At 54.0% G+C, this 24,413-nt stretch carries 19 protein-coding genes; 2 read left to right on the plus strand and 17 right to left on the minus strand.

The features are described 5' to 3' along the window. Positions 1 to 147 precede the first annotated feature (147 nt). Positions 148 to 501, plus strand: coding sequence for a winged helix-turn-helix transcriptional regulator (locus AC0YOA_RS13455; RefSeq protein WP_475787007.1), 354 nt, complete (start codon positions 148 to 150; stop codon positions 499 to 501). A 375-nt stretch (positions 502 to 876) separates the two neighbouring features. Here the strand turns inward: AC0YOA_RS13455 and AC0YOA_RS13460 are convergent, their stop codons facing one another. The 6 genes from AC0YOA_RS13460 to AC0YOA_RS13485 form a co-directional block, all read right to left on the minus strand. Further along, positions 877 to 1,299 (minus strand): cupin domain-containing protein, encoded by a 423-nt coding sequence (locus AC0YOA_RS13460; protein ID WP_475787008.1) that lies wholly within the window; start codon positions 1,297 to 1,299, stop codon positions 877 to 879. A gap of 352 nt (positions 1,300 to 1,651) precedes the next feature. Then, entirely contained in the window at positions 1,652 to 2,608 is a 957-nt protein-coding gene (locus AC0YOA_RS13465) for a DUF1861 family protein (RefSeq protein ID WP_475787009.1), read from the minus strand. 78 nt (positions 2,609 to 2,686) lie between these two features. Then, complete coding sequence (locus tag AC0YOA_RS13470; protein WP_475787010.1) at positions 2,687 to 3,748, minus strand: BtaManbiosPhlase; 1,062 nt, start codon at positions 3,746 to 3,748, stop codon at positions 2,687 to 2,689. Positions 3,749 to 3,792: 44 nt separating this feature from the next. Then, a complete protein-coding gene (locus AC0YOA_RS13475; RefSeq protein WP_210040919.1) occupies positions 3,793 to 4,632 on the minus strand; it encodes a carbohydrate ABC transporter permease in 840 nt (279 codons plus the stop codon). Continuing rightward, positions 4,619 to 5,494, minus strand: coding sequence for a carbohydrate ABC transporter permease (locus AC0YOA_RS13480; protein WP_475787011.1), 876 nt, complete (start codon positions 5,492 to 5,494; stop codon positions 4,619 to 4,621). The genes AC0YOA_RS13475 and AC0YOA_RS13480 overlap by 14 nt, the downstream gene beginning before the upstream one ends. Before the next feature lie 45 nt (positions 5,495 to 5,539). Beyond that, entirely contained in the window at positions 5,540 to 6,883 is a 1,344-nt protein-coding gene (locus AC0YOA_RS13485) for an ABC transporter substrate-binding protein (protein ID WP_475787012.1), read from the minus strand. A 352-nt stretch (positions 6,884 to 7,235) separates the two neighbouring features. On the opposite strand from AC0YOA_RS13485, the gene AC0YOA_RS13490 reads away from it, so the two are divergent. Beyond that, the gene (locus tag AC0YOA_RS13490; RefSeq protein WP_475787013.1) at positions 7,236 to 8,321 is read left to right on the plus strand and encodes a LacI family DNA-binding transcriptional regulator; all 1,086 of its coding nucleotides are present in this window, start codon (positions 7,236 to 7,238) and stop codon (positions 8,319 to 8,321) included. 226 nt (positions 8,322 to 8,547) lie between these two features. Here AC0YOA_RS13490 and AC0YOA_RS13495 read toward each other — a convergent pair whose 3' ends face one another. The 11 genes from AC0YOA_RS13495 to AC0YOA_RS13545 all read right to left on the minus strand — a co-directional run bounded on the left by AC0YOA_RS13495 (position 8,548) and on the right by AC0YOA_RS13545 (position 24,391). Further along, entirely contained in the window at positions 8,548 to 9,672 is a 1,125-nt protein-coding gene (locus AC0YOA_RS13495) for a glycoside hydrolase family 88 protein (protein ID WP_475787014.1), read from the minus strand. Next, positions 9,656 to 11,992, minus strand: coding sequence for a glycoside hydrolase family 95 protein (locus AC0YOA_RS13500; RefSeq protein ID WP_475787015.1), 2,337 nt, complete (start codon positions 11,990 to 11,992; stop codon positions 9,656 to 9,658). Before AC0YOA_RS13500 ends, AC0YOA_RS13495 begins: the two co-directional genes overlap by 17 nt. Before the next feature lie 60 nt (positions 11,993 to 12,052). After that, on the minus strand, positions 12,053 to 14,185 hold the full coding sequence (locus AC0YOA_RS13505) for a TIM-barrel domain-containing protein (protein WP_475787016.1): 2,133 nt from the start codon (positions 14,183 to 14,185) through the stop codon (positions 12,053 to 12,055). 25 nt (positions 14,186 to 14,210) lie between these two features. Next, positions 14,211 to 15,185: a Gfo/Idh/MocA family protein gene (locus AC0YOA_RS13510; RefSeq protein ID WP_475787017.1), complete on the minus strand. Its 975-nt coding sequence runs from the start codon at positions 15,183 to 15,185 to the stop codon at positions 14,211 to 14,213. Continuing rightward, positions 15,182 to 16,231, minus strand: a complete 1,050-nt coding sequence (locus tag AC0YOA_RS13515; RefSeq protein ID WP_475787018.1) for a glycoside hydrolase family protein — start codon at positions 16,229 to 16,231, stop codon at positions 15,182 to 15,184. Before AC0YOA_RS13515 ends, AC0YOA_RS13510 begins: the two co-directional genes overlap by 4 nt. A 6-nt stretch (positions 16,232 to 16,237) precedes the next feature. Next, on the minus strand, positions 16,238 to 17,548 hold the full coding sequence (locus AC0YOA_RS13520) for a glucuronate isomerase (RefSeq protein ID WP_475787019.1): 1,311 nt from the start codon (positions 17,546 to 17,548) through the stop codon (positions 16,238 to 16,240). 77 nt (positions 17,549 to 17,625) lie between these two features. Continuing rightward, positions 17,626 to 19,488, minus strand: a complete 1,863-nt coding sequence (locus tag AC0YOA_RS13525) for a cache domain-containing sensor histidine kinase (protein WP_475787020.1) — start codon at positions 19,486 to 19,488, stop codon at positions 17,626 to 17,628. Next, entirely contained in the window at positions 19,485 to 20,504 is a 1,020-nt protein-coding gene (locus AC0YOA_RS13530) for a response regulator transcription factor (RefSeq protein WP_475787021.1), read from the minus strand. The genes AC0YOA_RS13525 and AC0YOA_RS13530 overlap by 4 nt, the downstream gene beginning before the upstream one ends. 349 nt (positions 20,505 to 20,853) lie before the next feature. Continuing rightward, a complete protein-coding gene (locus tag AC0YOA_RS13535; RefSeq protein WP_475787022.1) occupies positions 20,854 to 22,452 on the minus strand; it encodes an extracellular solute-binding protein in 1,599 nt (532 codons plus the stop codon). Positions 22,453 to 22,535: 83 nt separating this feature from the next. Then, the gene (locus AC0YOA_RS13540) at positions 22,536 to 23,405 is read right to left on the minus strand and encodes a carbohydrate ABC transporter permease (protein WP_475787023.1); all 870 of its coding nucleotides are present in this window, start codon (positions 23,403 to 23,405) and stop codon (positions 22,536 to 22,538) included. A 29-nt stretch (positions 23,406 to 23,434) separates the two neighbouring features. After that, the gene (locus tag AC0YOA_RS13545) at positions 23,435 to 24,391 is read right to left on the minus strand and encodes an ABC transporter permease (protein WP_475787024.1); all 957 of its coding nucleotides are present in this window, start codon (positions 24,389 to 24,391) and stop codon (positions 23,435 to 23,437) included. Between the last annotated feature and the right edge of the window lie 22 nt (positions 24,392 to 24,413).

The following is a 24,413-nucleotide window of genomic DNA, read 5'->3' on the forward strand; positions in this document are numbered from 1 at the left end:
ACATCAACAAACCGACAGCCATATAGATAAGACCGTTTGTGTCATCTTTACAAACATCCCACATTATTGAGTGGACCTTGTTCATTTGTTATAATCCATTTATTGTTGCAGCCATTAGTAATGACTTCTGAAAAGCGAGGCGTTTAAATGATACATTTTAACAATAACACTTACCGCTGCACCTCTGAAATTTTCCTGCACTTGATTAGCGGGAAATGGAAGATACCGATCCTTAATCTGTTATCGAGCGGCACCTTGCGGTTTAATGAGCTGCAAAGACAGCTGCCCGAAGCCACCCAAAGAATGCTGACCATGCATTTAAGAGATCTCGAACGCGATGGTCTGATCATCCGTAAAGTCTATCCGGTTGCGCCTCCCAAGGTAGAGTATTACCTTTCTGATTTGGGGAATGAAACGATTCCCATATTGAAGATGCTCTATGATTTTGGCGCGACCTATGTGGAGCAGTTCCAACCAGAAGAACAGGATTCGAAAATATAAGCGCCGATAATTTTCCTGAATTTCGTTTTTGTCGTTACCCGGACCGGATACCAGTCTTAAAATACTTGTATGCCGACATATTCATTGCACCTCACTTTCTTCTTATATAGACTAGCAATTCCTGATTGTTCTGAACAGTACGCACATTTATGTGCTGACGGATGCATTTTGTGCGATAAGATCAATTATGATCCTATATAAACCCGTCAAATTATCCAGCCGTTCCGTCCAATTCTTACATCGGGAATAGACCATGCTTTTGTCCCTTGATCCCATAAAAATGAAAAAAGCCGCTATGCAAGCGGCTTTAAAGGGTACAAAGTTCTCGTTCATTAACGGATGAATGATGACAAATTGGCAAAGAACATATAATGCCTATTTCGACCAGTTTATCGGTTTATCCAGAATGACACCATCAGTCATCACCCATTGGCGGAGACTGTCCGCCTGGACTTGAATAACGATGAAATACAAATCCCCGGTGCCGTTATTGCGGAGCGTGCGTTCGCCTTCTGGTCCTACGCGAATTGCTGATCCTTCCTTGACTTCAAAAATCTGCCCATCCACTTGAAACTGACCGCTGCCGCCAATGAAAAGGTACAGCTCCTCATTCTCGCGATGTGTGTGGAGGAACGGAACCGCCCCTCCCTCCGGCATTTGGTTAAGAGAAACTTCCATGCCAGTCAGCCCAAGACTGTCTTTCAGGAAGTACTTGCCTGCGGCAGGACCCTCCGTCACACTCAGAAGACCGCCAAAAGACCCCGCCTCCACAACACTGAAATTTGTTCCATTCAACATACTTAAACAGCTCCTCTTGACTTTCTGTGGTCCATTTTAATTTAACACACAGAGGATGCTGTCGTTTCTTCCCGATTGCTAACATTCCAATAGTGGAAGGAATGCCTCCCTCGTAACAACAGCTAGATCTGATCAACTGCATTAGTCCCGCCGTCCCGGTTGAGTCGCTGCCGGCTTACGAGCTATACTTCCCCTATATGCGATCGATAAATGGCATTATTTCCGGACGAATTCTTAAAGTCCATTAAATTACAACTACGGAACAACATACTGTAACAGGAAAAACAGACGCCTCGTACTGAGCCGGCGTCTGTTTTGATTATCCCCACTGTATCATAGGGTTATTTTGGGATCATCTACTGCGGTCAAGCTGCTCATATTCCAGAAAAGGATCAGGAATCTCGATCTGATAGGCCTCGGCATCGCTTGCCCCGGCATAGAAGTCGGCCAAATCATTGGCTTTGCGGATAAGTCCCCCGCTAAAGATCACATCCGTCAAATCGATCCTCTTGCTGGCTCCCTCGGGGAAATTACTGCGCCGCGCAATGATTTTCACCGGCGTCCTCTCCATGGTATCCGGATTGAAGGCAAATCCCATGGCATGATAGTGACGCAGCCCGTTCTCATCGAAAGAAGCAATATGGCCGAGTACGCCGACAAGACCGTTGGCAAGCAAATGCGGCTCGTTGGCCCCTCCCCACTCCTCTTTGATGAACATGTCCGGAAATAGCGGAGCAAACGCGATATCTTTCACATTAATCTCTTCCAGGGAGCTGACTTTATAAAATCCGATCTGGCCCCTTCCGCCTATAAATCCTTGCGGCCGTGTTAGCACGCCAATCTCGCCGCTTGCCAATTCTATCAGCCGCAAATCCTTCATATGATAGGGTCCCATGAGAAATAACTCCAGACTGGCAATATCCTTGCCGCGATAGAGCTGGGTAACCCACGACACGATATTCTCCGGATAGAGAGGATCGGGAATAACCCGTACTCCTCCAAAAATAAGCTCTCCATTGATCCATGTAAAGAATGGATCCTGCATATCATATACCTGATATTCGGGATGAGGAACCCACACGTCATCTTCCTGACGGAAAAACATGACTTGCGAAAATTCAGTATGGCGGACTTCCACGCGTCCGGCAATAATGAGTTCGCCCCGGTCCATGAAAGGAGCCGTAATATTATAAACGTCTCTGCCGTTCGTCCCTTCAAACCGGATACGCTGACCAGTTTGAAGGTTCTGACTATCAAATTGCTGCAATAATTCCGAAGAAGTTTGGATATGAGTTCGATCTAATAGCATAATATGCCTCCGTTAGAGGTTTCTGACGAAACCCTTATTGTTGCCTCAGGACTGCCGGCAATCCGCTGCATAGACAGATCATACCGGCTCCAGGCTGTCGAGAATGTCCTGCAGGCTAAGCTCAGCACAGGCCATGGACGTATCGGACACGCCGTAATACATGGCTATCGTATCTCCGCGCACGAGGGCGCCGCAGGAGAATACAACCTCGCCGAAGAATCCCTTCTTTTCGTATTCCGCCTCCGGTTCGAGAACCGGCTGGCCGGATCGGGCAATAACCTTCGAAGGATCGTGCAGATCCAGCAGCACCGCTCCCATGCAGTAGCGGTGGTCTTTCGTCGCCCCGTGGTAGAGCTCCAGCCAGCCGCGTTCGGTCTTGATCGGCACGGCCCCGCCGCCGATTCTCCCACTGTCCCACATATCTGGGCGCAATCCCATCAGATGCTTGTGGTTTCCCCAGTACAACAGATTGTCCGACTCGGCCAACCAGACTTCGGGACGGCCGCAGCTTTTTGTTGTCGGGCGGTGCAGCGCATAATATTTGCCGTCTATTTTTTCCGGGAAAATAAGCACGTCCTTGTTGTCGGGACCAAAAATCATGCCATGATGCGTAATGCTTCTGAAATCTTTCGTCGATACCAGCGATTCCCCGATGCCGACCGGGGATACCGCAGAGTAATAGATATAATACGTCTCCCCGATCTGCGTGATGCGGGGATCTTCGATGCCGAAGGTCTCCAGGCTTTGTGACGGATAAACAAAAGGCTGCTCATCCACCGTAAAATGATGGCCGTCCCGGCTGCGCGCGATTCGCAAATACGACAGGCTTGTCAGGTATTCGAATGCCGGCGCGTTCTCTTTGCGTATAATGACGCGGGGATCGGAAAGATCGTAGCGGTCATCATCCCTGCGGATTTCGATCAGATCGAGATCAGCGCTTTCGATGTTGTAAACCGGAGCCAGCACGATGTCCGGATCGGGACTTATGGGGCGTTCCGCCACACGCAGCAGCATGATGACCTCGCCTTTGTATTCGGCAATGCCGGCATTGAATGCGCCAATGACTTCAAATCCATCCCGGTGCGGCGTTACGTCAGCCGGTGTAATGAGCGGATTCTGTTCATATCGGTCTATCTTCATCTGAGCAGCTCCTTACTTGTTTAGGTTTAACATGATGTTATCCATTATTTCAGGCTGAACTGCATGCCCTCCTGGAATTTTTTACTGAAAATCAGGAACACGATAATGATCGGCAGCGTCAGAATCGTCGAGGCCGCATAGAGCGGACCAGGATATGATCCATAAGGCCCGAACATTTGCGATAACAACACGTTCAGCGTAAGCATGCCGTCGCTTTTGACCACGATCATATCCCAGAGCAGCTCCGTCCACCGTTCCATCAGCAGGAACAGGAAGATGACTGTCGTGATCGATCTGGACATAGGCAGCATAATCCGATACATGATCTTCAAGTCGCTCGCTCCGTCCAGCCGCGCCGCTTCGATAAATACGGACGGCACGGCCTTGAAGAAGTTCGTATACATGAAGATCGCCCACAGGCTGACCGCCTTGGGGATGATCATCCCCAGATACGTATCGTACAGTCCCACCCGCTGAACGATCAGAAACGTCGGAATCAGCAATATAATCGCGGGAAAAAACATATGAAACAGCACGAAGTTATTCATGGCATTGCGTCCGAAAAAATTCAGCTTGGAGAGCGCGTAAGCCACCATTATGCCAAAAATCATCATAAGCGCCGTAGAAGCCACCGATACGATAATGCTGTTCATAAACGCGTGCAGCCATGGCCGCGTCACGCCGGTTTCGCCTCCTGTGAACAGCCATTGGTAAGATTTTGCCGAAAACTTGGTTGGAAACAGGCTCTTATCAATTTGCGCCCAATCCGCGAACGAGCTGAGCACCATGTAGAGATAGGGATAAACCATAACCAGCAGCAGCGCAAGAGCCAGAACATAGCGGATCGCAATTCGCAGACGACGGTTCTGTTTAGACCCAACCATAGCGCTTCCCCCACAATTCCAGTAGTTTTCGAATAATAAAGATGGAGATGAACGTGGCAACCGATGCCAGCAGCGCTACCGCGGATGCATAACCCGCCTGCAGATTGGTGAAAGCCTGTTTGAAAATCTCCATCTGCCACGTATTCGTTGCGTTCTGGGGCCCTCCGCCCGTCAGCTGGTAGACCTCGGTGAAGATGCCGAACGTCACGCCGAATGCCAGAATAAGCGTCGTATAAAGCGCCGGATATAACAGAGGCAGTGTAATACGCCAGAAGCGCTGATTATCCTTGACCCCGTCAATGGCCGCGGCTTCATATACTTCCTTGTCTATGCTGGCAAGGCCCGAGGTCAGAATAAGCGCATAATAACCCGTAAATTTCCAGGCCAGTATCAGTCCCACAATGAACAGCGCCGAGAATGGCGTACCCAGCCAGTCGATGTTAATGCCGATTCCCCGCAGGGAAGTATTGATCGGACTGTTGTAGGACAGTAGCCCCTTCACGATCAGCGAGGAGACGACGCCTGAAGACAGATACGGCAGAAAGAAGCCGATCAGAAACAAACTCTTGAAGCGTTTCAGTCCATTCACCAGCACGGCTACCGCTATCGCGAGCACGGTGACAAGCGGTACGAAGATCAGCATAAATTTGTAGGTCACCCAGAATGCCGCATGCACCCCGGGCGAACGGATAGCATCCATAAAATTCTCTAATCCGACAAAGTTGAACGTAGGCGCAATCAGATTCCAGTCCGTTACGGACAGGAAGAACGACCAGATCAGCGGCCCGAAGAAGAAGATCAGCGAGTAAATCAGGTAAGGGCTGGTGAACAGCCAGCCCAGCTTGTTGTTTCTTTGATCCATAGGGGATAAGCCTCCCTTGCTGCGATTTTCCCGGCTATGGCTCCCTTATTTCAGGGCGCTCTCTATAGCCTTTTTCATATTGGCCCATCCTGCGTCGGGAGTAATGCCCCCTTTGACCACCTTGTTAAACGCCTGTTCCCCGATAATCGTCTGCAGATCATTGTACTTCGCGTTGTCCATGGGAGGAATCGCGTTGGGTACATTTTCAGCATAGGGCTTCAACTCCGGATGCTGGTCCAAAATCGATGTGAAGGCCTCGTTGCTTGTCAGATCGTCGCGTGCCGGAGGCAGCATCGTTTGCTCGAACCAGGCCGCATCATTCTTCGCATCCGAATACACCCACTTGATAAAATCGACGGCCGCCGCCTGCTGCTCCTTCGTGGCGGAGGCGTAGATGACAAGCCCCTTTGTATCGGCAAATGTCTTGCTGTCCGCCGGGTCGACATCGTCCGGTACCGGCGGCATCGTCAGCGTATAGTTGACATTGTACTTCAGCTCGGGATATTTCTCCGCCCAGGTTGTGAAGGTCCATGGTCCCACATCGACGAACGTACCAACACCGTTTTCGAACGGATCCGTTACCTGGCGGGCCAGCAGCCCGTTCTCTTTGCGTAGACTATCGACAAAGGTCAATACATCCAGACCTGCTTTATCAACGCCTGTAAACTTGTCGCCTTCAATGAATTTATTGCCGTTTGAGGCGGCGTCATACAGCATATAAAAGTCAAACCAGCGTTTCCAGGCCGTCGGATCGGCCAGATCGGCCTTCGCCCACAGAAACTTCTTGTCCCCGTATTTAGCTTTCAGCTTCTTGGTAAGCTCCAGAATCTCGCTGTATGTCTTCGGAGGTTCGCTGTAGCCGAGCTCCTTCAACGTATCCAGACGCCATCCGAATAGCATCGCATTGGAGTAGATGGGCAGCACATATTGATGGCTGTCAGCAAATCTCCACGGCTCAATCGTATTGGTCATACTGCGGCTTTTCACGATATCCTGAAAGCCGTCCAGTGTATCAAGAGGTACAAGCGCTTTACTGTCTGACAGCTGCGCCGCAAAGCCCCGGTTAATGTTCTCCGACATTGTCGGCGCGCTTTTGGCAGCGATCGCTGCCTGGATGCCCGCTTCGGAAGTAGGTGATTCCTTCATCGCACTGACGTTAACCTTAACCTTCGAATTAACCGCTTCGTAATCCTTGGCCATTGTCTGCCAGAACGCCTGCTGCGTCGGATTCGGCGCAGCCCAGAATTCGATTGTTGTAACGCCGCCAGCGCCAGCGTTCGGGGCATTGTTGCCATTTTGCGTCGAGCTTTGACCTGTCGAGCAGGCGGAGAGCACTCCTGCTGCCATGACAGCTGTCAGCAGCACCGAAATCATTTTCTTTTTCTTCATGATAAGCATGACCTCCAACTTGTATTGTAATCCCAATGAATCCGACAAATAGCTTTTTGTAACGTTACTTTGAAGCGAAATCATAATTTGTAAGCGCTAGCTTCCTCATTATGCTCCTTGTTCTTGTTTACTGTCAAGTGATCATTCAATACAATCTACCAGGTTTGCATTACAAAAATATTAGTTTATAATGTTTGTAACGTTACAATAATAGAAAAGATGGTTGTAAGCCCTATCCCGTCAAGGATTACTTGACAATGATAAGGGAAACATTAAAAATGAAGACAGTCCTATGTTTCGGGTGATTTATAGGCCTGATCGTCTTCAAGCAATGACCGGAGGTTGAATGTTTATGAAAAATAAAGTGACGATGCAGGATATCGCCGACATGCTGAATGTATCCAAAAACTCCGTTTCCCAGGCACTCACGGGCAAGGATGGCGTCAGTGAGGAAACCCGCCGGTTGATTGCCGAAACGGCTGAGCGTATGGGTTATGTATACGGCAATGGACGAAGGACCAGGATTGACGAAACCTCAGGCTTCGGCACCATCGCCCTTATCGCTTCTGACTATGCCTTCTCGATGAAAAGCTTTTTTGGCGAAATCTATTTGAGTATTGAGAAGGAAGTAAAGAACCGCGGCTGCGAGCTGATTATCCAACCCATTGGCAGGGAGAATGCCCAAGCTCTCTATTTACCGCCTTTCTTACAGAAACCGTCGGTTGATGGCGTTCTTATTCTTTCCCATATCACGACAAATTATATAAATGCTGTGATAGATACCGGTATCCCTACAGTGCTGATCGATCACCACGATCCCGACATTCAGGCCGACAGCATATTGACCAACAACCGTTTCGCCACTTATGAAGCGGTACGGCATTTAGCGGAGCTGGGCCATCTTCACATCGGATTCATCGGAAATATCGATGTCTCACCCAGCTATTACGAGCGGTTGGAAGGCTTCCGGATGGCGGCTCACCGGTTCGGCCTGGAGATAAGAGACGAATGGATGCTGACCGATGCTCTGGAGGAAAGCGGCTTTGTCCTAGAGAAGATGACAAGCTTGAAGCAGCAGCCAACCGCTTGGCTGTGTGTCAATGATGGACTTGGTTTCATGGTCAATTCCGCACTTCAGCAGCTGGGGCTGAAAGTGCCGGACGACGCCTCGGTTGTCAGCTTCGACAACGGCTACCTCTCGCGTCTGGCAACCCCGCAAATAACCACGGTCGATATCGACCTGCGCCTGTTCGGCGTATACGCAGTCGAGCAGTTATTCAAGCGCATTGCCCAGCCGGAGCAGCTTTGTAAGGAGACGCTGCTGCCGACAAGGCTGCTCGTGCGGGACTCGTCAGCCCCGCCGAAGACTGCCGATAGAGCAGAAGCAGCGGATGAATCCATAGAAGCCAGAGTTGCGGATGATAGGAGCCGGCCTTGAGAAATACAGGCTAAAAGAGAGTGGATAAACCCCGAAAAAAGGTTAGGAGTGCCCCCTTTGGAATAAAGATAGGATAACCCCCAGGGAACCCGGTGAATGTTGTCCAGCCCCCTTTTAACGGACATTGGAAAAACACCCAGGCAGCAGCAAACTACTGACGCCGGTCATGAGCCGGCGTCAGTTTGCATGTTCTCTGGGTGTAATAATAATTATAAAATTCCAGTGGTTAGAATACCCGATTCCGCCATCCGAGCAGTTTGCAGATCGTCTCTACATAAAAATAATCCCCATAAATCAGCGAGACATTGACATTCTGATTGGCCGGCTTATTTCCAGTGCCTTCGCGCAGCAGCCCCTGATAGACAGGCTCATCCAAGGATGTGTAATGCTGCGTTAGCGACTTCAGGATATTTTCAGCCGCTTGGCGGTAGATCCTGCCCTCTTCGGCGGACAGTAGGCCGGCGATTTCCAGCAATCCGGAGGCGGCGCAGCTGGCAGCTGAGGTATCCCTCGGCTGGCTCTGCGGGTCCGGCGTGCGGAAGTCCCAATGCGGTACATGATCCTCCGGCAAGCAGCTGAGAAAATAATGTGCCACCCGCTGTGCGGCGCGAAGATAACGGATATCGCCCGTGTACCGGCAGGCTATGGCCATGCCGTATAGTGCCCATGCCTGGCCTCTGCTCCAGGAAGAATTCGGCGCATACCCTTGACCGCCCAAATACTCGTCTACCTCACCGGACTCCGGATCGAAAGCCACGATATGATGGACAGAGCCGTCCTCGCGGATGAAATGCTTCAGCACGGTATCCGCGTGAGCGCAGGCGATCTGTCTGAACCGGGGATCGGCGATCTCCTCGGACGCCCAGAAGAGCAGGGATAAATTCATCATCGAATCGATAATGGCCCAACCGGTTTTTTCCTGGTTCCAGGCGCGGAGAAACCTTCCGTTCAGATTAAAGCGTCCCGCGAGAAAGTTGGCAGCGGCCAATGCCCTCCTGCGGGCGTCTTCATCTCCGGTCAATTTATGCTTGATTACCGCTGTGGGCAGGAACTGAAAGCCGACGTCATGATGGAGATTATTGTCAGCAACGAAACATTGCTCAATCCGAGCGTCCCATCCCCAAGCCGTATGGCGGTACCTGTCATTTCCGGTTATGTCGTGCAATACCCACAGCATTCCCGGCCAGAAGCCGGATGTCCACCAATCCACCCGCATATCGTCATATATGCCTGCCGCCGACACATGCGGCGATTTATCGCCGATCTCATAAATCATCCGGTCTACCTTGCTTACGGCCTTATTCAGCCATAATGTCAATTGTTCCTGCTGCAAATTAACGGAATCCGTCATACGAATCTCCTCCTTTTTGCCCTGCGCAGCCGATAACGCGGTAAGACTTGCCGGGTTCCAGCCGGAATCGCGCCAATTCGGAGCGGGACGCTTCGGCGATCTTTTCCTCTCCGGCGAAAATAACGACCGGGACATTGCCGCATCTCAGAAGGCAGTCGACTTGTTTCTTCGCCGTGATGCGCGCCTCCTTCAGCAGACCCTCCTCCCACTCGAGCTCGAAGGTTAGTCCCCCCCTCGCCCGCAGCCCCGTCACCTTCCCTCCGCTCCAGGCGGAAGGCAGCGCCGGAAGCAGGGCGATCTCCCCTCCATGCGACTGCAGCAGCATTTCGGTAATGCCGGCAGCGCCGCCAAAGTTGCCGTCGATCTGGAACGGCGGATGCGCGTCCAGCAGATTCGGATAGGTCGAGTGCGTAAGCAGCTGCTGAAGATGTGAATAGGCTTCATCCCCATCCTCGAGCCGTGCCCAGAAGTTTATGATCCATGCCCGGCTCCAACCGGTATGCCCTCCCCCGTTCTCCAATCTGCGCACGATCGTCCGTCTCGCCGCTTCTGCGAGCTCCGGTGTCCGCCGCGCATGTATCCGTTCTCCGGGATGCAGAGCGAACAACTGCGAGATGTGACGATGACCGGGATCGGCTTCGTCCCAATCCTCCAGCCACTCCATAATCTGCCCGTGCATGCCGACCTCTGGACGCGGCAGTTTGGCAAGCGCCTTCTCCAGCTCTTGACGGAACTCCTCTTCTTGCTCTAACGTCAGCTGCGCCTCGATGCAGGCGCTCCATAGGGCGTGAACAATCTGGCTATCAATCGACGGCCCCATGCACAGCGTGCCGGTTTCGCCGTTAGGTCGAACGAAATTATTCTCCGGCGAGATTGACGGTCCGGATATCAAACGGCCGGAGTCGTCTTCCGTCATGTAGTCGAGTAAAAACAAGGCCGCCTCCTTCATAATCGGATATGCCCGCCGCTCCAGGAACTCCTCGTCCAGACTATACCGGTAATGCTCCCACAGATGCAGGCACAGCCATGCAGCCCCCATCGGCCATATGGAGGAAGAGAGCAGAATACCTTCGATGTTTGTATCGCCCCAGAGATTCGTATTGTGATGGGCCACGAATCCGCGGCAGCCGTATACCTGACGGGCTGTTGCGCGGCCTGCGGGAAGCATGCTCTCAACAAGACCGAACAGCGGCTCATGGCATTCCGGCAGGCTTCCTGTCTCAGCCGGCCAGTAATTCATCTGCGTATTGATATTGATCGTATACTTCGACTCCCATGGAGGCGTGAAGCTGGCGTTCCAGATACCCTGCAGGTTGGCGGCAAGCGTGCCCGGCCGCGAGCACGACAGCAGCAAATATCGTCCGAATTGATAATACAGCGAGAATAACCCCGCGTCCTCCGCGCCTTCCTCCAGTTTCCGCAAGCGGACGTCGGTCGGAAGCTTCACGGCTTCCGCCTCCTGCGCAAGACCGCCTGATCCATGAAGCTCCAGATCTACTCTGCGGTAATAAACCGCATATTCGCTAATATGGCGTTCCCGAAGCGAGGCATAGGATAGTCGGCTTGCGGCATGCAGCTGCTCCAGGGATGCCTGCTCCGGGTCGGAATGTCTGAATGACGTATTGGCGGCCAGCAGCAAGGTCACCGCGTCGGCTCCTTCGATCGAGAGGAAATCCCCGATAATCCGCACGCTTCCTCCTTCGGCAACCGCTTGTATAGCGGCGGCGAATCGCACGCCCCCGGGTCCGCTTTGTCCACTCATCATGATCGTACGGTCTCCCGCAGCCGTTGTCCCCTCATCGAAAGGCCGCCGCATCAGGTTCACGCCGACCGTAATTGCTCCGGGCGTGTCGGCCGTCAGACGGACCGCCAGAACCTGATCGGCGGCGCTGCTGAAGTACTCTCTTTCATACATCGTCTGATCCCGGACATAACGGACACGGGCAACGGCTTCTTCCAAACACAGCTCCCGCTCATACTCTTCGACGGGGCTTTCACGCTTTTGCATCCACAGCAGCATTTCGCCCAAGGGCTGATAGGGATGAAAGTACTTCGGGCTGGACATGAGCCCCATCCTTGCCAGATGCTCGGCCTCGGCCTGCCTGCCCTGCTGCAGCAGCCCCCGTATTTCCGGGATATATGTATGCGCATCCGGATTATCCCCCCGGATTGGACCGCCGTACCAGAGCGAATCCTCGTTCAGGTGGATCGTCTCCTTCGCCACGCCGCCGAATACCATGCCGCCAATACGGCCGTTGCCAATGGGCAGCGCCTCCTCCCATTTGCTTGCGGGCGCTTCATACCACAGCCTGCGGTTCATTTTGTCGTTCTCCCTTCTGGTGCTTCTAGTTTTGTCGTACTCCCTTCCGGTGCGCCTTGGCTACTTGCCATGGAGATCAAGCCCCATCCTGGCAAAGATCCAGCTCACGCTGCTATAAGAAGCCGGAAGCGCCGCCGGACCTGATAATTCGCCCTTATAGATGCCATCCTCCGATTTCGTCACGACTGCCTTCCACCAGCCGCAGGCACCGCGTTCATGATCCAGGGTTTCCCCGTCGTCATCGTATAGCTCGCACTCCCCGGCGGCGGCGCCGAAATGAACAAATTCGAGAGGAGCCTGTTCGCCGGGACGAAGCGCATGCGGCAATGCGGCCGTCATCGGAATGACCGCTCCATCCCGCACGAATACCGGAATCGTCTCGATGCCCGCGCGGACCCGTATAATGCCTCCTCCTTCGTACCGTTCTCCAGTCTCGAAGCCGATCCATGAGCCTGCTGGCAGCAGAACCTCCCGCTCCTCTTCTCCCTCTACGAGCGGGGCGACAAGCAGCTGATCCCCGATCATGAATTGATCGTCCCATTGCGGAATGCTCCGCTTACCATATGCGCCGTCCGTTGTGTTCAACGTCATCTCAGCCGACCGCCGCTCCTCGGCGCGGACAAGCTCTTCCGGGGAGACGACGAACGGCATTGCCCGGAAGGGAGGAAGCCCCGTTTCCCTATAGCGGGCGAAGGCCGTGTATAGATAGGGCAGCAATCGCATCCGCAGCTTGATGTAGCGGCGAATGACCGGCTCCGCTTCCGGGAAAGACCAAGGCTTTGTCCCGTCTCCCCAAGCGTTCAGCATCGCCAGGGGAGAGAAGCAGACGGTCTGCATCCTTCTGATCCAGTCCTCGGCGCTGCGTGCCCGGCGCACCTCCGGCGACCATAGAAGCCCGCTGAACGAAGAATTGCACAGCGCCCTAATGAAATGCTTATGCTCGTACAGATCCGAATAGAGCACATACGGAAGCGAAGAAGCCGCGGCATTGGACGCCCGCACCAGTCCGTAAGTTCTCCGATTGTCCGCGCGGTACAGGTCATTCGTCATCTTCTGAAACATCAGACCGTACAGCTGTCTCATCTGCTCGCCGTCCAGCCCGGACGGGAAGCTCGCATGCTCGGGGAAAATCCAGGCGTTGTTCGTCAGCTCGCTGCCGTCGCATTCGTCCAGCTTATAGCCGGATACGCCGATATCAATATGCTTCTCCTTATGCTGCTTTGCGTACAGCTCGCGGGCTTCGGGAAGCGAATAGTCGGGGACGAGTCCGCCCCATACCGAATAATCGCCGGATAATGGCTTGAGCGGCCCATAAAGCCCGCTCTCGGGCGATACATACGGATGCTCCCACAGGTTGACGCGGAAGCCGTTGTCCAGCATCCCGCTTACGAAGCCCTCTGGATCCGGGAAGCGCTCTCGGTCCCATTCATATGTTGCCGGATAGCTGCGGGTGTGCCAGCCCGGCTCAAGACCGATCACGTCGCAAGGGTAATCCCGATGGCGGAACTCCAGGGCTTCCGCCATCGCCTCCTCCGCACTAAACAAGGCCGGCACGCGGTGCCAGAATCCAAGACCCCACTTCGGCGGAAGAACGCCTCCGCCGCAGAAGAGATTGTACCGGCTTACCGCATCGGCGAGCGCAGGACCGCCGAAGACATAGACGTCGGCGCCTTCCTCAGGCAGGCGGATCTCTGCCCTTGACGAAGGAGGCGTCGCCTTCCAGCCTGCGTCGCGATTGCGATCCCGCACATCTGCCTGGCATGTTTTATCCAGGCGCACGGCCGATCCGAGATGCATCGTAATCGCGCGCGCCGAATCAATGAGCACGCCATATCCGCGGTCGCTGACATAGAAAGGAACCGGCGCGTGCGTCTCGCCGGTATCCTGCTTCGGATCGCTGTTAACGCGGAGATACCGGGTCCTTCCCCGCTGGTTCATGCGCATGAACTGCAACCCCGTACCGTGAAGCTTCTCGTCGGCCGCCAGCGGCAGCACGAGCAGGCGCCGTCCTCCTCCCGCCGCTTCCACGCGAATGTCATTCCACTGGAAAGGCGGAGCGGCCTGCGCCATTCGTTCCAATGCTTTCATCCGCGGAACAGCGCCAACCACGGCCAGCGGCGAAAGCGCCTGCGGATCTCCAATTCTGGCACGCCATACACCGGGCGCTGCTTCCGTCCATGTCAATGTCGTCATTCAGCTGCTCCTTTCATCTTGAACATCATGTGACTTTCCTCAAGTCCGGCAGTTCGACGGGCATTCTCCCACCTGACTCACAAGACAGATTCGTATAATGCACCAGCGCCTGCGTCAGCAGGTAGTCGCTGCCGCTCGATTCGGCCTCGCGCCCCGTCTCAAGCGATATCAGGAAATCGGTCAGCGTATCCCGTTCAATCACATCGGCGCAGCTAGCGATCAATCGTTCACCGTCATCATCATATAAACGTATTTCCTTTCCCGTCAATACCATCGCGCCGCGCGTGCCCTCGATATGCCAATCCCCGCTCCATAGCGTCTGCGGACCTCTTGACGCAATCGTCGCGGCATAGCCGGCGATTATGCCGCCATCCATCTCTATTAACGCGTTTGCGCTTTGAACTGCCCCTTCCTCTTCCCAGCCGCCAAGCGGATTATACAGCTTCGCCTGAACAGCCCTGCCTTCTTGTCCGGTCAAATAGCGCAGCATATCGAAGTGATGGACGCCGATATCGTCCAGAATCCGCACGGCATACTTTCTCTGGACCCGATGGTAGCGGCGGAACGAAATGTCTATCGACGAGATTGCGCCGATTGAGTCCTCATCGAGCAATTGCTTCATCTTGCGGACATAGGGAAAACGCCGGTAATTCTCGGCGATCATGAATGGGATGTTCTCCTTCGCCGCCCTTGCTACAATCCCGATTGATTCCGGATAGTCGAACGAAATCGGCTTCTCGCAGAGAACGGGAAGCCCTCTGTCGAACGCCGCATGGTTAACCTGCGTATGAGAGGCCGGCGACGTTACGTTAACGAGGAAGCCCGCCTCCTCATGCGCGAGCGCCTCCTCCAAAGAAGTATAGAACGGAAAAAGGCCGCCATCCATCTTGTCCTTCATCGCCGGATCCGCCTCAACCACAGCCGCGAGCAGTCCTCTGTCCCTCAGCCTTTTGTACCAGCTGTAACCCGCGCTTCCAAGGCCAACCAGTATCGCCTTCATCGCATTATTTCCCCCCCCGTCTGTTCCAAAGGAATGACCATATTCCATGTATGGGCGGCATTGCGGAAGCCACCCGGCCCATCCGCTGCCGCCATGAAGAGATGCGTCGGCTTCCCGTCCTGGAACAGCAGAAATGGCCGTTCGAGGCTTCCCATCGTCTGCACCGTTCCATCATCCCAGAGGATGGTGCGCGAGTAAGCCTGCGGTTCGTCGGCAAGCTCCCAATGTATGCCGTCCCTGGAGACAGCCTGAATGCCGCCGTGCTTCTCCCCGCCAAGCGTCCCGTCCATATCCTTGGCGATCAGCGCGTAGCCTCCCCGCATCCTCCAGATGAAGGGATCCTCGATATGGAACAGCTCCGGCGGGAAGACAGGCTCCTCTGTCATCACCCGGTAAGGCCCGTCCCAATGCTCCGCGGCGGCTGCTCCGATCGTCATCCTGCCATAATCGCAGCCTTTGTAACGGCGGGCTTTATAGATCAGCAGGACGGAGCCGTCATGATCCACGCAAGGAGCCGGATTCGACGTCAAATAGCTGTCGAATCGGCCCGGGCGGACCGGCAGCAGCGGCGCATCGCGCCTCTTCCATGGACTTAAGACGCTGTCTGCGACCGCAAGTCCGACGCGCTTATTCGAGCGGGCGACGATACAGCGCGCATCCTCGAGATTGAGGCCGCCACCGGGAGCCGTCTCTGGCAGCGGATGCGTAGAACCCATATAATAAAGCAAATAGATGCCGTTATGCTTGACGATATGCGGATTATGCGTGCTGCGCCCGTCCCAGTACTCGGCTCCCCTGGCCGGGAGCACGACCTCCTGGAAGATATAAGGTCCCTCCGGCGTATCGGATACCGCTCTTACGATTTCCGATGCTACCAGCCATCCCGGATGCATAGGCAGACTCTTCGGCCATCTTGAGGCGAACATATGGAAGCGGCCGTCCTCTCCCTGAATGACGGAGCCGCACCAGACCCAATAGCCTTCCATCCGGAAACCGCCGTTCCTCGGCGCCGGCAGCATCCTTCCTACTAAGCCGCTTGCTGGCATCGCTGCTCACCCCTTTATGGTTTGGCGTACTTCCTCTACTCCGTATCGCTTAACCGCACTTCCGTACAGCCACTGCTGCGCAGTATGCAGAGCCGTCTCCCGGTCGATCCAGCCTGATTCGAGCCGCTCCCATAGAAATTCCGCCGCCAGCTTCTTTACGAGCAGAATCTTGCCGTAGCTCCATTCCATGCACCGGGCATCGGATACGATGACGGAGCTTTTGCCCGCAGGCAGCGCCTCCAGCCGGTACTGCATGCTGTCCTGGTAGGTGCTTGCACGGAAGTTGAACCACCACATACCCCCGATATGGACGTTCGGAAAGTTCCAGGCGGCCTGTACCGCATCCAGATTATTTAATTCCGAGGCGAGCACAAGCTCGAATTCGCAGGCGTAATTCTCGAATAAAGCCGTCAGCTTCAGAATCCGCTCCGTGTCGTTCGCCGGGAACGCGGTCCCGCACCACGAGCGCTCTACGCCCAGGAAGAACTGGATAAGCAGTCTGTTTCTCTCTGCCGCGGCGCATATGCTATGGAGCAGTTCCATCATGATATCGCCATGCGTGCTGTCCGGACCGATTATTTGGCGGAGATGTGCGCTTGATTCGTAACGCGGCAGCGTTGTCATAATGCCGGGCAAGCCGTCATCTCCATAACCGTTGAGAAGAAGGTCGGCTTCGTCCTTCACCTTCACGAATTCCTGGGCGGGATCCGCCGACTGGACAACCCGTTCGACCCACTGGCCGAGCGCCCCGTCAATCCGCGGTATGAGTATGGCATTCTCCCGCATACCCTCGAAGACGGCGTGCTCCGGACGATTCACAACGAATCGGCGGATGTTCATCCGGTCAGCCGTTCGCTGCGCCCAGCCCTCGTCGGCATAGGAGCGTTTGACCGCCGCATCCGCCTCCCTGACTGAAGCGGCATCCCGAATTTCAATGCCATACAGCTCACGCATAATTGAGGTGAATACCCAGTTCATCAGAGTACTTCTCGTTGCCTTGTATGATTCCAGAAATGCAGCGATGCGCTCTTCTTCAGGAAGCTCCCCGGCATCTGCGGGATAGCCCCCTGCTTGAAGCTCCCGGAACAGCCAGAAATAATGCGCAATTTCCCAGAAATCCCCCGCGCAGAGCCGGTCGCCTACCAAGTGGGTATGGGTATCAAACACCGGCAAAGTCATGATGCGTTCGAAAAATTCGGCTTTTTCGCCGCCATTGCCAATCATGCTCATTTGAACATCTCCTTCATTTGGCTCAAATTTGCCGCTACCATTTCCCTTATCCGGCAGAGCCCCCTTGAATTCTCTCAATCGCTTCATGCTCCCTATCCCGCCTCTAGCTTGAAACGCCTTCATGATACTCCGCTTGCCGCTTCTTGACATGTCATTTCTTCAGATCAAAATGTGTTTTCCTGAGCTGCCGCGGGACGTTCCGTCTTATTCCCAGTAACCCGGGAGCTCTTCGGCATCAGCATCGTGACCTTCATACCCTGCTGCTCCTCGCTCTCGATACGAAGACCAAACCGGTCGCCGAATACCATCTGGATTCGCCTGTGTACGTTAAGCACGCCGATGCCGCCCTTGTGGCCGGCGTTGCCCTGGTCCTCCTCATCCGCCAACCGGTTTGCACGAAGCTTCTGCCGCAGCCTTGCCAGACTCTCAGGCGGCATGCCGCAGCCATTGTCCTCTACGCTGACCCAGAAGACGCCGTTCTCCTCACCGCAATCAATGCGGATAAAGTGGTACTCCTCCACACCTTCGGGGAACGCATGCTGGAATACATTCTCCACGAGCGGCTGCAGGGTAAGGCGGACCATGGCATGCAGCAGGTACTCGGGCCTGGCGGCGACTTCGATTTCGAACTCCCGGCCGATCCGGTGCTGCATGACCTTCATATAATACATGACGTGCTTCAATTCGTTAGCCACCGTAATCTCCTCCAGATTGGTCTGAACGGAGTACCGCAGCATATAAGCCAGCGCTGTGACGATTTCGGTAATATCCTCGGAATCCTGCACCGCAGCATAACAAACGATCGTTTCAAGCGTGTTGTACATGAAATGCGGATTAATCTGCAGCTGCAGGGACTGGAACTCGGCCCGCTGCCGTTCAAGCCGGATTTCCTGGTTGCTCAGCTCCACCTGTACAACCTTGTCCACGGCATCGGAAAGGCGCTTCACCATCAGATTGTACCGCAGAATGAGCTCGGCGACTTCGTCCCGATGCTTCGGCAGCGGTATCGGGGCCCAATTGCCCTTCTCCGTTTCCCGCATCCCCAGTTTCAGCGTCTGGATCGGCCTGGTGATCGATTTGCTGAAGCGGTACGCCAGCAGTATGGCGAGCAGCAATGTGAACATCCCGATGACGAGCGTCGAATTACGGATATTCGTAACCGGCTTTCTCACCTCGTCGACAGGCATGGAGACAATCAGCTTCCAGTGTGAATAGTCTGACGTTTCCGCCATATACATCCGCTTCTCTCCCTCGCTGTCGTCGAAGAACGCGGCATCTGCGGAATGTTCCAGCTTGGCGCGTACGGCATCCGGCAGCACCGTCCCTTCCTTCATCTCCTCCGGGTGATAAATGACGTTCCCGTTCGCGTCCGTAATGAACAGATAGCCGAATTTTCCAAGATCGACGCCTTTCCAGAGGGCTGAGAGATCTGCTGAGCGCAGCTCGATTGCAAGCAAACCGCTCAATTCGGGTGAACTGTATCCGCGGATGCGCCGGACGAGCGTTACCATCTGATTCTCCTGGCCCGTCAGAATGCTGTTCTTCAGGATGCTCAGCTGGCCGTGCGGACTTGTATTGCCCATAAAGTAATCCCGCTGCCGGCGGATCTCCTCCGGCGAGAACGACTGCTCGCTTACCTCGTTGAAATAGTAGACGGCGTTGCCTTTGTCGCTGATCAGGTAGATGGAAGCGATTTTCGGATTGCGGATAAACAGCGGGTCCGCCACGACCTCGCGTATCATTTTCCGGTAATTATAATAGTCGTATTCCTCCCTGTCGGTCGGCAAATCCATAAACTCCATCACGTAGCGGAATGTCAGCAAAGAAACCATGGACCGTTCGTAATCCTTCAAATACAGATCCGTATGATGGACCGCGTTGCGGACGATCTGCTGCATCTGTTTCTCGGCCAGCTCGTCAAGCTCGCGGGTGGAGGTCGTATAGGAGATGCCCACACCGCTCAGCGTAAGCCCGATTACGACAAGAAAATAGAAAGTCAGCTTTGCATACAGGCTGCGGAATCTCATTTGATTCCCAGCGCCGCCCGGTATTCCGATGGCGTGATGCCGACGAGCTTCTTGAACGTCTTTGTAAAATGCGGGTAATCGTCATAGCCCACTTCCAGCGCAATGTCGACGATGCGGAAATGCGGTACGGCCAGCAGTTCCTTGGAGCGGTCGATCCGCCTGTTGATCCGGTATTTTACGAACGTCTCGTTCGTCATCTTCTTGAATAGTGAGCTGAAGTACGTCGGTGTCAGACCGACCAGCGCCGCCACTTGGTCGAGCGTGATTTCCTGCGACAGCTTGCTGTCGATATAGCATTTTGCCTCTTCGATCATATCCCGGAAGTTGCCGCTGCGCATCGACGCAAGTCCGTCCCTGATATCGCGAAGTCCCGCTTCGAAGGCTTCGATCGCATCCTTCACGGATCCGGTCTGCATGAAGGAGAGGTTCGTCCTGGGAGAGAATTCCCGGGCCTGCAGCCGTTTCAACAGCATCTCATAGCAGTCATGAAGCAGCTCCTTCAATTGGGCCAGCGACAGATTGGCTGACTGGCAGTACTCCCGCAGCCGGCCGCTCAGCTCATCCAATCCGTCCGTCTGGAGGGACCAAATCTGCTGCTCCATATGATCGATCCATTCCACGTAACGGGAAGGCGCGACATATCCGGCCGTCTGCTTCTTGAGCAAACGGCCCAGCACCTCATGCACATCCACCCTTGTAATCGGTTTCAACAAATAATGCTTCACGCCGTAATCCACACACTTCTGCGCGTAGCTGAAGTCGTTGTAGCCGGAGATTACGACCGTTTTGATATGGGGGTACGCCTCCTGCAGAATCCTGCACAGCTCCAGGCCGTCCAGCTTTGGCATACGGATATCCGTAAGCACGATATCGGGTTCCATCGCCCCTATTCTCTCGAGAGCGGCTTGCCCGTTCTCTGCAGTCGACACTTTGGCGAAGGCGGGCATATATTGCTCTGCCATCCTGGAGATTCCTCTGCGGATGACGGGTTCATCGTCTACGATAAGCACATGCATGAACGTTCCTCCTGCTCGATAGTGGGTTATGCCTGCAACCTACATCTTACCGTGTAGAAGCGCTTTCATCAATGGACGAATAGAACTGCTGCCTTATCCTCATCATTGCGCATAATGAGCGATCCCGATAGGATTAATTTCCGGTCTCCTGTGTTTTTTTACGATTTCACACCCATTCGTATTCCACAAGAAGAAGCGGCCGCAGCCGTCCTTTGGCGGCAAAGTTAGCTTCTTCCCTTAAACCCTATATAAATGTACGGGAGTGAAACTTATACATGCTATCAGGTTAACGAAAGAAAAGCTCGCCTCTATTCGGAGGAGAGCTTTTTCGTTTTAAGTTTCGGAGAGCCTACTCTCTGTCGATCATGACAGCGCCCTGCTTGTTATTCCAGCGTTCCGTCGCTTCCTTGACAATCTCGTCGCCGCCCTTGGCTTTGTATTCCTCAACAACCTTCGGCCAGTCGGAGATGGGTTCCTTGCCGTAGATCATTCTGACCATATGGTCGATAACAAGCTTTGGTCCCACATCCGGCTGGGGAGCGGCCAGATCGGGATACTTGCTGAAGGTACTCAATTCCGGATAAAAACCGATTCCAGACAGACCTTCCTGGGACAACACATTATCGAAAGCGTCCAGTGTTGCCTGGCCGTCTTCATTAAGCTCCAGCCGCAGTTTATTGTATGTGGAGTCATGAACGGCCCACAGTGTACCGCTCCTCCAGCCCTCTTCCTCCTGCTGCTCCTTGGTCTCCGGGAATTTATAGTTCACCACACCGGCCGCATCCTTCGTGTAGGTATCGCCTTCGACGCCGAACGTGAAGAACTCCTCTGCTTCCGGGGTGACCATCCAGTCGAAAAATTTCACGATCTCGGCGGCTCTTTCTTCCTCGACATTCTTGTTGATGTAGAACGTGCGGACAACCGGCGAATAGAAGAAGTAACCGCCTTTGCCCTCAGGTCCCTTCGGGGAAGGAATAATGTCGATCTGCGCATCCGGAACGGCTAGCTTCACATTCGCCCTGTAGCCCGGCATTCCGGCTGCGTTCTGCGACCAAATGCCCGGCTTGCCGGCATCAATGCTCTTCGTAAAATCAGTCGATGATATGGTGGCGAACTCCTTCGGAATCAGCCCCTCTTCATACATCGTCTTGTACACCTCAAGTGCCTTCTGCATATTCTCGCTGTCGAAAAACTTGGGGACCACCTGGCCATCGACCAGTTCGAACTGGTCTTTGTACGGCAGGACATCAAAGGCGCCAAGAACGATATCCGCATACTTGAAGTTCTCGCGCATTTGGTACGGCGTCTCGACTCCAAGCTTCTTGAAGGCGCGGAGCACGTTCAGAAATTCATCGACCGTCTTTGGCGCCTGCAGTCCGGTCTTCTCTAGCAGATCGGTGCGGATGTATGTGGCCCGGCGCGAGGGGCTCTTCAGAAATTCCGGAATGCCGTAGATCTTGCCTTCATAAGAGGCCGTCTCCCATGCGGCTTTCGGAATCAGCTTCATCAGATTGGGCGCGTACTTCTGCAGCAAGTCGTCCAGAGGCATGAAGATGCCGCTCTCGATCGAGCCAGACATCGACTTGCTGCCGGGGCCGCCTATGCTCCCGACCACGTCAGGAATGTCGTTGCTTGCAAACATGACGCCATATTTCGCGTCCTCCATCACCTTGATGTCCAGATCGGTGTTCGTTAATTCTTCCAGCTTCAGCACCCATTTGTCCTTGTTCAGATCCGGCACCCGGGTATGATAGCCCGAGCTCACTGTCGTCGGCAGCAGGAAGGAGAACTTCGCCCGCTCCTTCTGGCCTTCCGCCGTCTGCTGATTTCCGCCGTTATCCGCCTGCTGATCTGCCGGCTGCTGCTCGGCCGGCTTGTTTGCCGAGCATCCCGCCATCAGGCTCGCCGCCAGCACCAGCGACAATCCCATACCTGTCCATTTCTTCATACGACAACCCTTCTTCCCTCATGATTTGTAAGCGTTTTAGTGTTGAGAGCTGCTTCTTCCGCGTAATGTCTGGTTGTTATACGTTACGACTTGATGGAGCCCACCAGCATGCCCTGAATGAAATGCTTCTGCAGGAATGGATAAACGAGCATGATCGGAAGCGTCGTGACGACGATGACCGCCATCTTGATGCCTTCCGGCGACAGCATGACGAGCAGCTCCGAGGTGACGTCCGATTGGCCGTATTGATCGGTAAAGACAATTTCGCGCAGGCGGACCTGCAGCGGGATCCACTGCCTGTCGCTAATATAGAACACCGCCTCCGCATACCGGTTCCAGTGTGCGACGGCATAGATGATCCCCATGGTCGCCAGCGCCGGCTTGGAAAGCGGAAGCACGATTTTCCAGAATATCCTGAACTCGCCGCAGCCGTCGATCTTCGCCGAATCGATGAGCTCCCCTGGCAGATTCATGAAGAATGAGCGCATGACAAACAGGTTGAACGCGCTGATCGCCATCGGTAGCATGAGTGCCCACAGCGTATCAAGAAGTCCCAGCTGCTTTACCAGCAGATAGTTCGGAATAAGCGGAGCACTGAACACCAATGTAATCAAAATAAGGATCAGCACGAACTTGCGGTACAGATATTCCGGCCGGGAAAGCGGATAAGCGAGGCTTGACGTCAAGATCAGGTTGATAAGCGTACCGAATAAGGTAATGATTACGCTATTGCGAAAGCCCAACCAGATGGACGGGTCCTGCAGAATGAGCTTATAACTGCCGAATGTGAAACCGACAGGCCAGAAGCTCACCTCTCCCGCGTTGATGGCGACCGAGTTGCTGAGCGACTGCGCGATAATATGAATCAGCGGCAGCACCATACTCAGGCCGATAGCGCCGAGAAATACGATATTGCATGCGTTGAATATTTTCTGGCCTCTCGTCATTATCATATCGATTTTCACCCCGTTTCTCCAATGCCTTAGTACAGCCCGTTGCCGGTTACCTTCTTGCTGAATATGTTGCCGATCATGATGAGCGCAAGTCCCACGATCGACTTGAACAAGCCGATGGCGGTCGTGTAGCTGTATTGACGGTCAACAAGCCCCGCCCGATACACATAGGTATCAATAATTTCCCCATTCTCGCTGTTGAGCGGATTAAGGAACACGAATACCCGCTCGAAGCCGAAGTCCAGGAAGTTGCCGATTTGAAGCAGAAACAAGATCGCAATGGTCGGCAGAATAATGGGGACCGTTATGGAGGTTGCCTGCCGCAGCCGGCTTGCGCCATCCACCTGTGCCGCTTCGTACAAGTCGGGATTGATTCCGGCGATCGCAGCCAGATAGATAATCGTTCCCCAGCCGCTATCCTTCCATATGCCCGAACTGATGAGGATCGTGCGGATATATGAATTTTCGCCCAAGAAGTAGATGGGCTCGACGCCAAACAGCGCCAGCAAATGGTTGACGATGCCGGTAGAGGGTGACAATACGCCAACCACGATCCCTCCGACAATGACCCATGAGAGAAAGTGCGGCATATAGACGACCGTCTGAACAATCCGCTTATAGGCCATGATGCGCAGCTCATTGAGCAGAAGCGCCAGAATGATCGGCACCGGGAAAGCGAAGCACAAATCATAGATACCGATCAGAATGGTGTTCTTCAATATCGGAACAAACTCCGCATATTCGATCATTCTCTTGAAATTATCAAGCCCAACCCACGGACTGCCCTTGATGCCTTTGAAGATGTTGTACTCCTGAAACGCGATAACCGATCCGAACATCGGAATGTACCGGAAGATCAAAAAAAAGATAATGCCCGGAATCGACAAGACGTAAAGCGGCCAATACTTCCGCATAAACTTCACTTTGTGGCCTGACGTCGCGAACTGATACATCATCCGGTCGGAACTCTCCACCTTGCCTGCCATGCTCTCCTCCCCTTTCCGCGCC

The sequence above is a fragment of the Paenibacillus sp. JT22N12 genome, assembly GCF_056269365.1.

Coding starts and splice junctions, on each gene's coding strand:
- AC0YOA_RS13540 (WP_475787023.1), bottom strand. CDS start 23,405: ATGATAATGACGAGAGGCCAGAAAATATTCAACGCATGCAATATCGTA.
- AC0YOA_RS13545 (WP_475787024.1), bottom strand. CDS start 24,391: ATGGCAGGCAAGGTGGAGAGTTCCGACCGGATGATGTATCAGTTCGCG.
- AC0YOA_RS13530 (WP_475787021.1), bottom strand. CDS start 20,504: ATGCATGTGCTTATCGTAGACGATGAACCCGTCATCCGCAGAGGAATC.
- AC0YOA_RS13510 (WP_475787017.1), bottom strand. CDS start 15,185: ATGAAGGCGATACTGGTTGGCCTTGGAAGCGCGGGTTACAGCTGGTAC.
- AC0YOA_RS13475 (WP_210040919.1), bottom strand. CDS start 4,632: ATGGTTGGGTCTAAACAGAACCGTCGTCTGCGAATTGCGATCCGCTAT.
- AC0YOA_RS13460 (WP_475787008.1), bottom strand. CDS start 1,299: ATGTTGAATGGAACAAATTTCAGTGTTGTGGAGGCGGGGTCTTTTGGC.
- AC0YOA_RS13500 (WP_475787015.1), bottom strand. CDS start 11,992: ATGAACCGCAGGCTGTGGTATGAAGCGCCCGCAAGCAAATGGGAGGAG.
- AC0YOA_RS13465 (WP_475787009.1), bottom strand. CDS start 2,608: ATGCTATTAGATCGAACTCATATCCAAACTTCTTCGGAATTATTGCAG.
- AC0YOA_RS13490 (WP_475787013.1), top strand. CDS start 7,236: ATGAAAAATAAAGTGACGATGCAGGATATCGCCGACATGCTGAATGTA.
- AC0YOA_RS13505 (WP_475787016.1), bottom strand. CDS start 14,185: ATGACGACATTGACATGGACGGAAGCAGCGCCCGGTGTATGGCGTGCC.
- AC0YOA_RS13520 (WP_475787019.1), bottom strand. CDS start 17,548: ATGAAGCGATTGAGAGAATTCAAGGGGGCTCTGCCGGATAAGGGAAAT.
- AC0YOA_RS13525 (WP_475787020.1), bottom strand. CDS start 19,488: ATGAGATTCCGCAGCCTGTATGCAAAGCTGACTTTCTATTTTCTTGTC.
- AC0YOA_RS13515 (WP_475787018.1), bottom strand. CDS start 16,231: ATGCCAGCAAGCGGCTTAGTAGGAAGGATGCTGCCGGCGCCGAGGAAC.
- AC0YOA_RS13455 (WP_475787007.1), top strand. CDS start 148: ATGATACATTTTAACAATAACACTTACCGCTGCACCTCTGAAATTTTC.
- AC0YOA_RS13480 (WP_475787011.1), bottom strand. CDS start 5,494: ATGGATCAAAGAAACAACAAGCTGGGCTGGCTGTTCACCAGCCCTTAC.
- AC0YOA_RS13535 (WP_475787022.1), bottom strand. CDS start 22,452: ATGAAGAAATGGACAGGTATGGGATTGTCGCTGGTGCTGGCGGCGAGC.
- AC0YOA_RS13470 (WP_475787010.1), bottom strand. CDS start 3,748: ATGAAGATAGACCGATATGAACAGAATCCGCTCATTACACCGGCTGAC.
- AC0YOA_RS13485 (WP_475787012.1), bottom strand. CDS start 6,883: ATGAAGAAAAAGAAAATGATTTCGGTGCTGCTGACAGCTGTCATGGCA.
- AC0YOA_RS13495 (WP_475787014.1), bottom strand. CDS start 9,672: ATGACGGATTCCGTTAATTTGCAGCAGGAACAATTGACATTATGGCTG.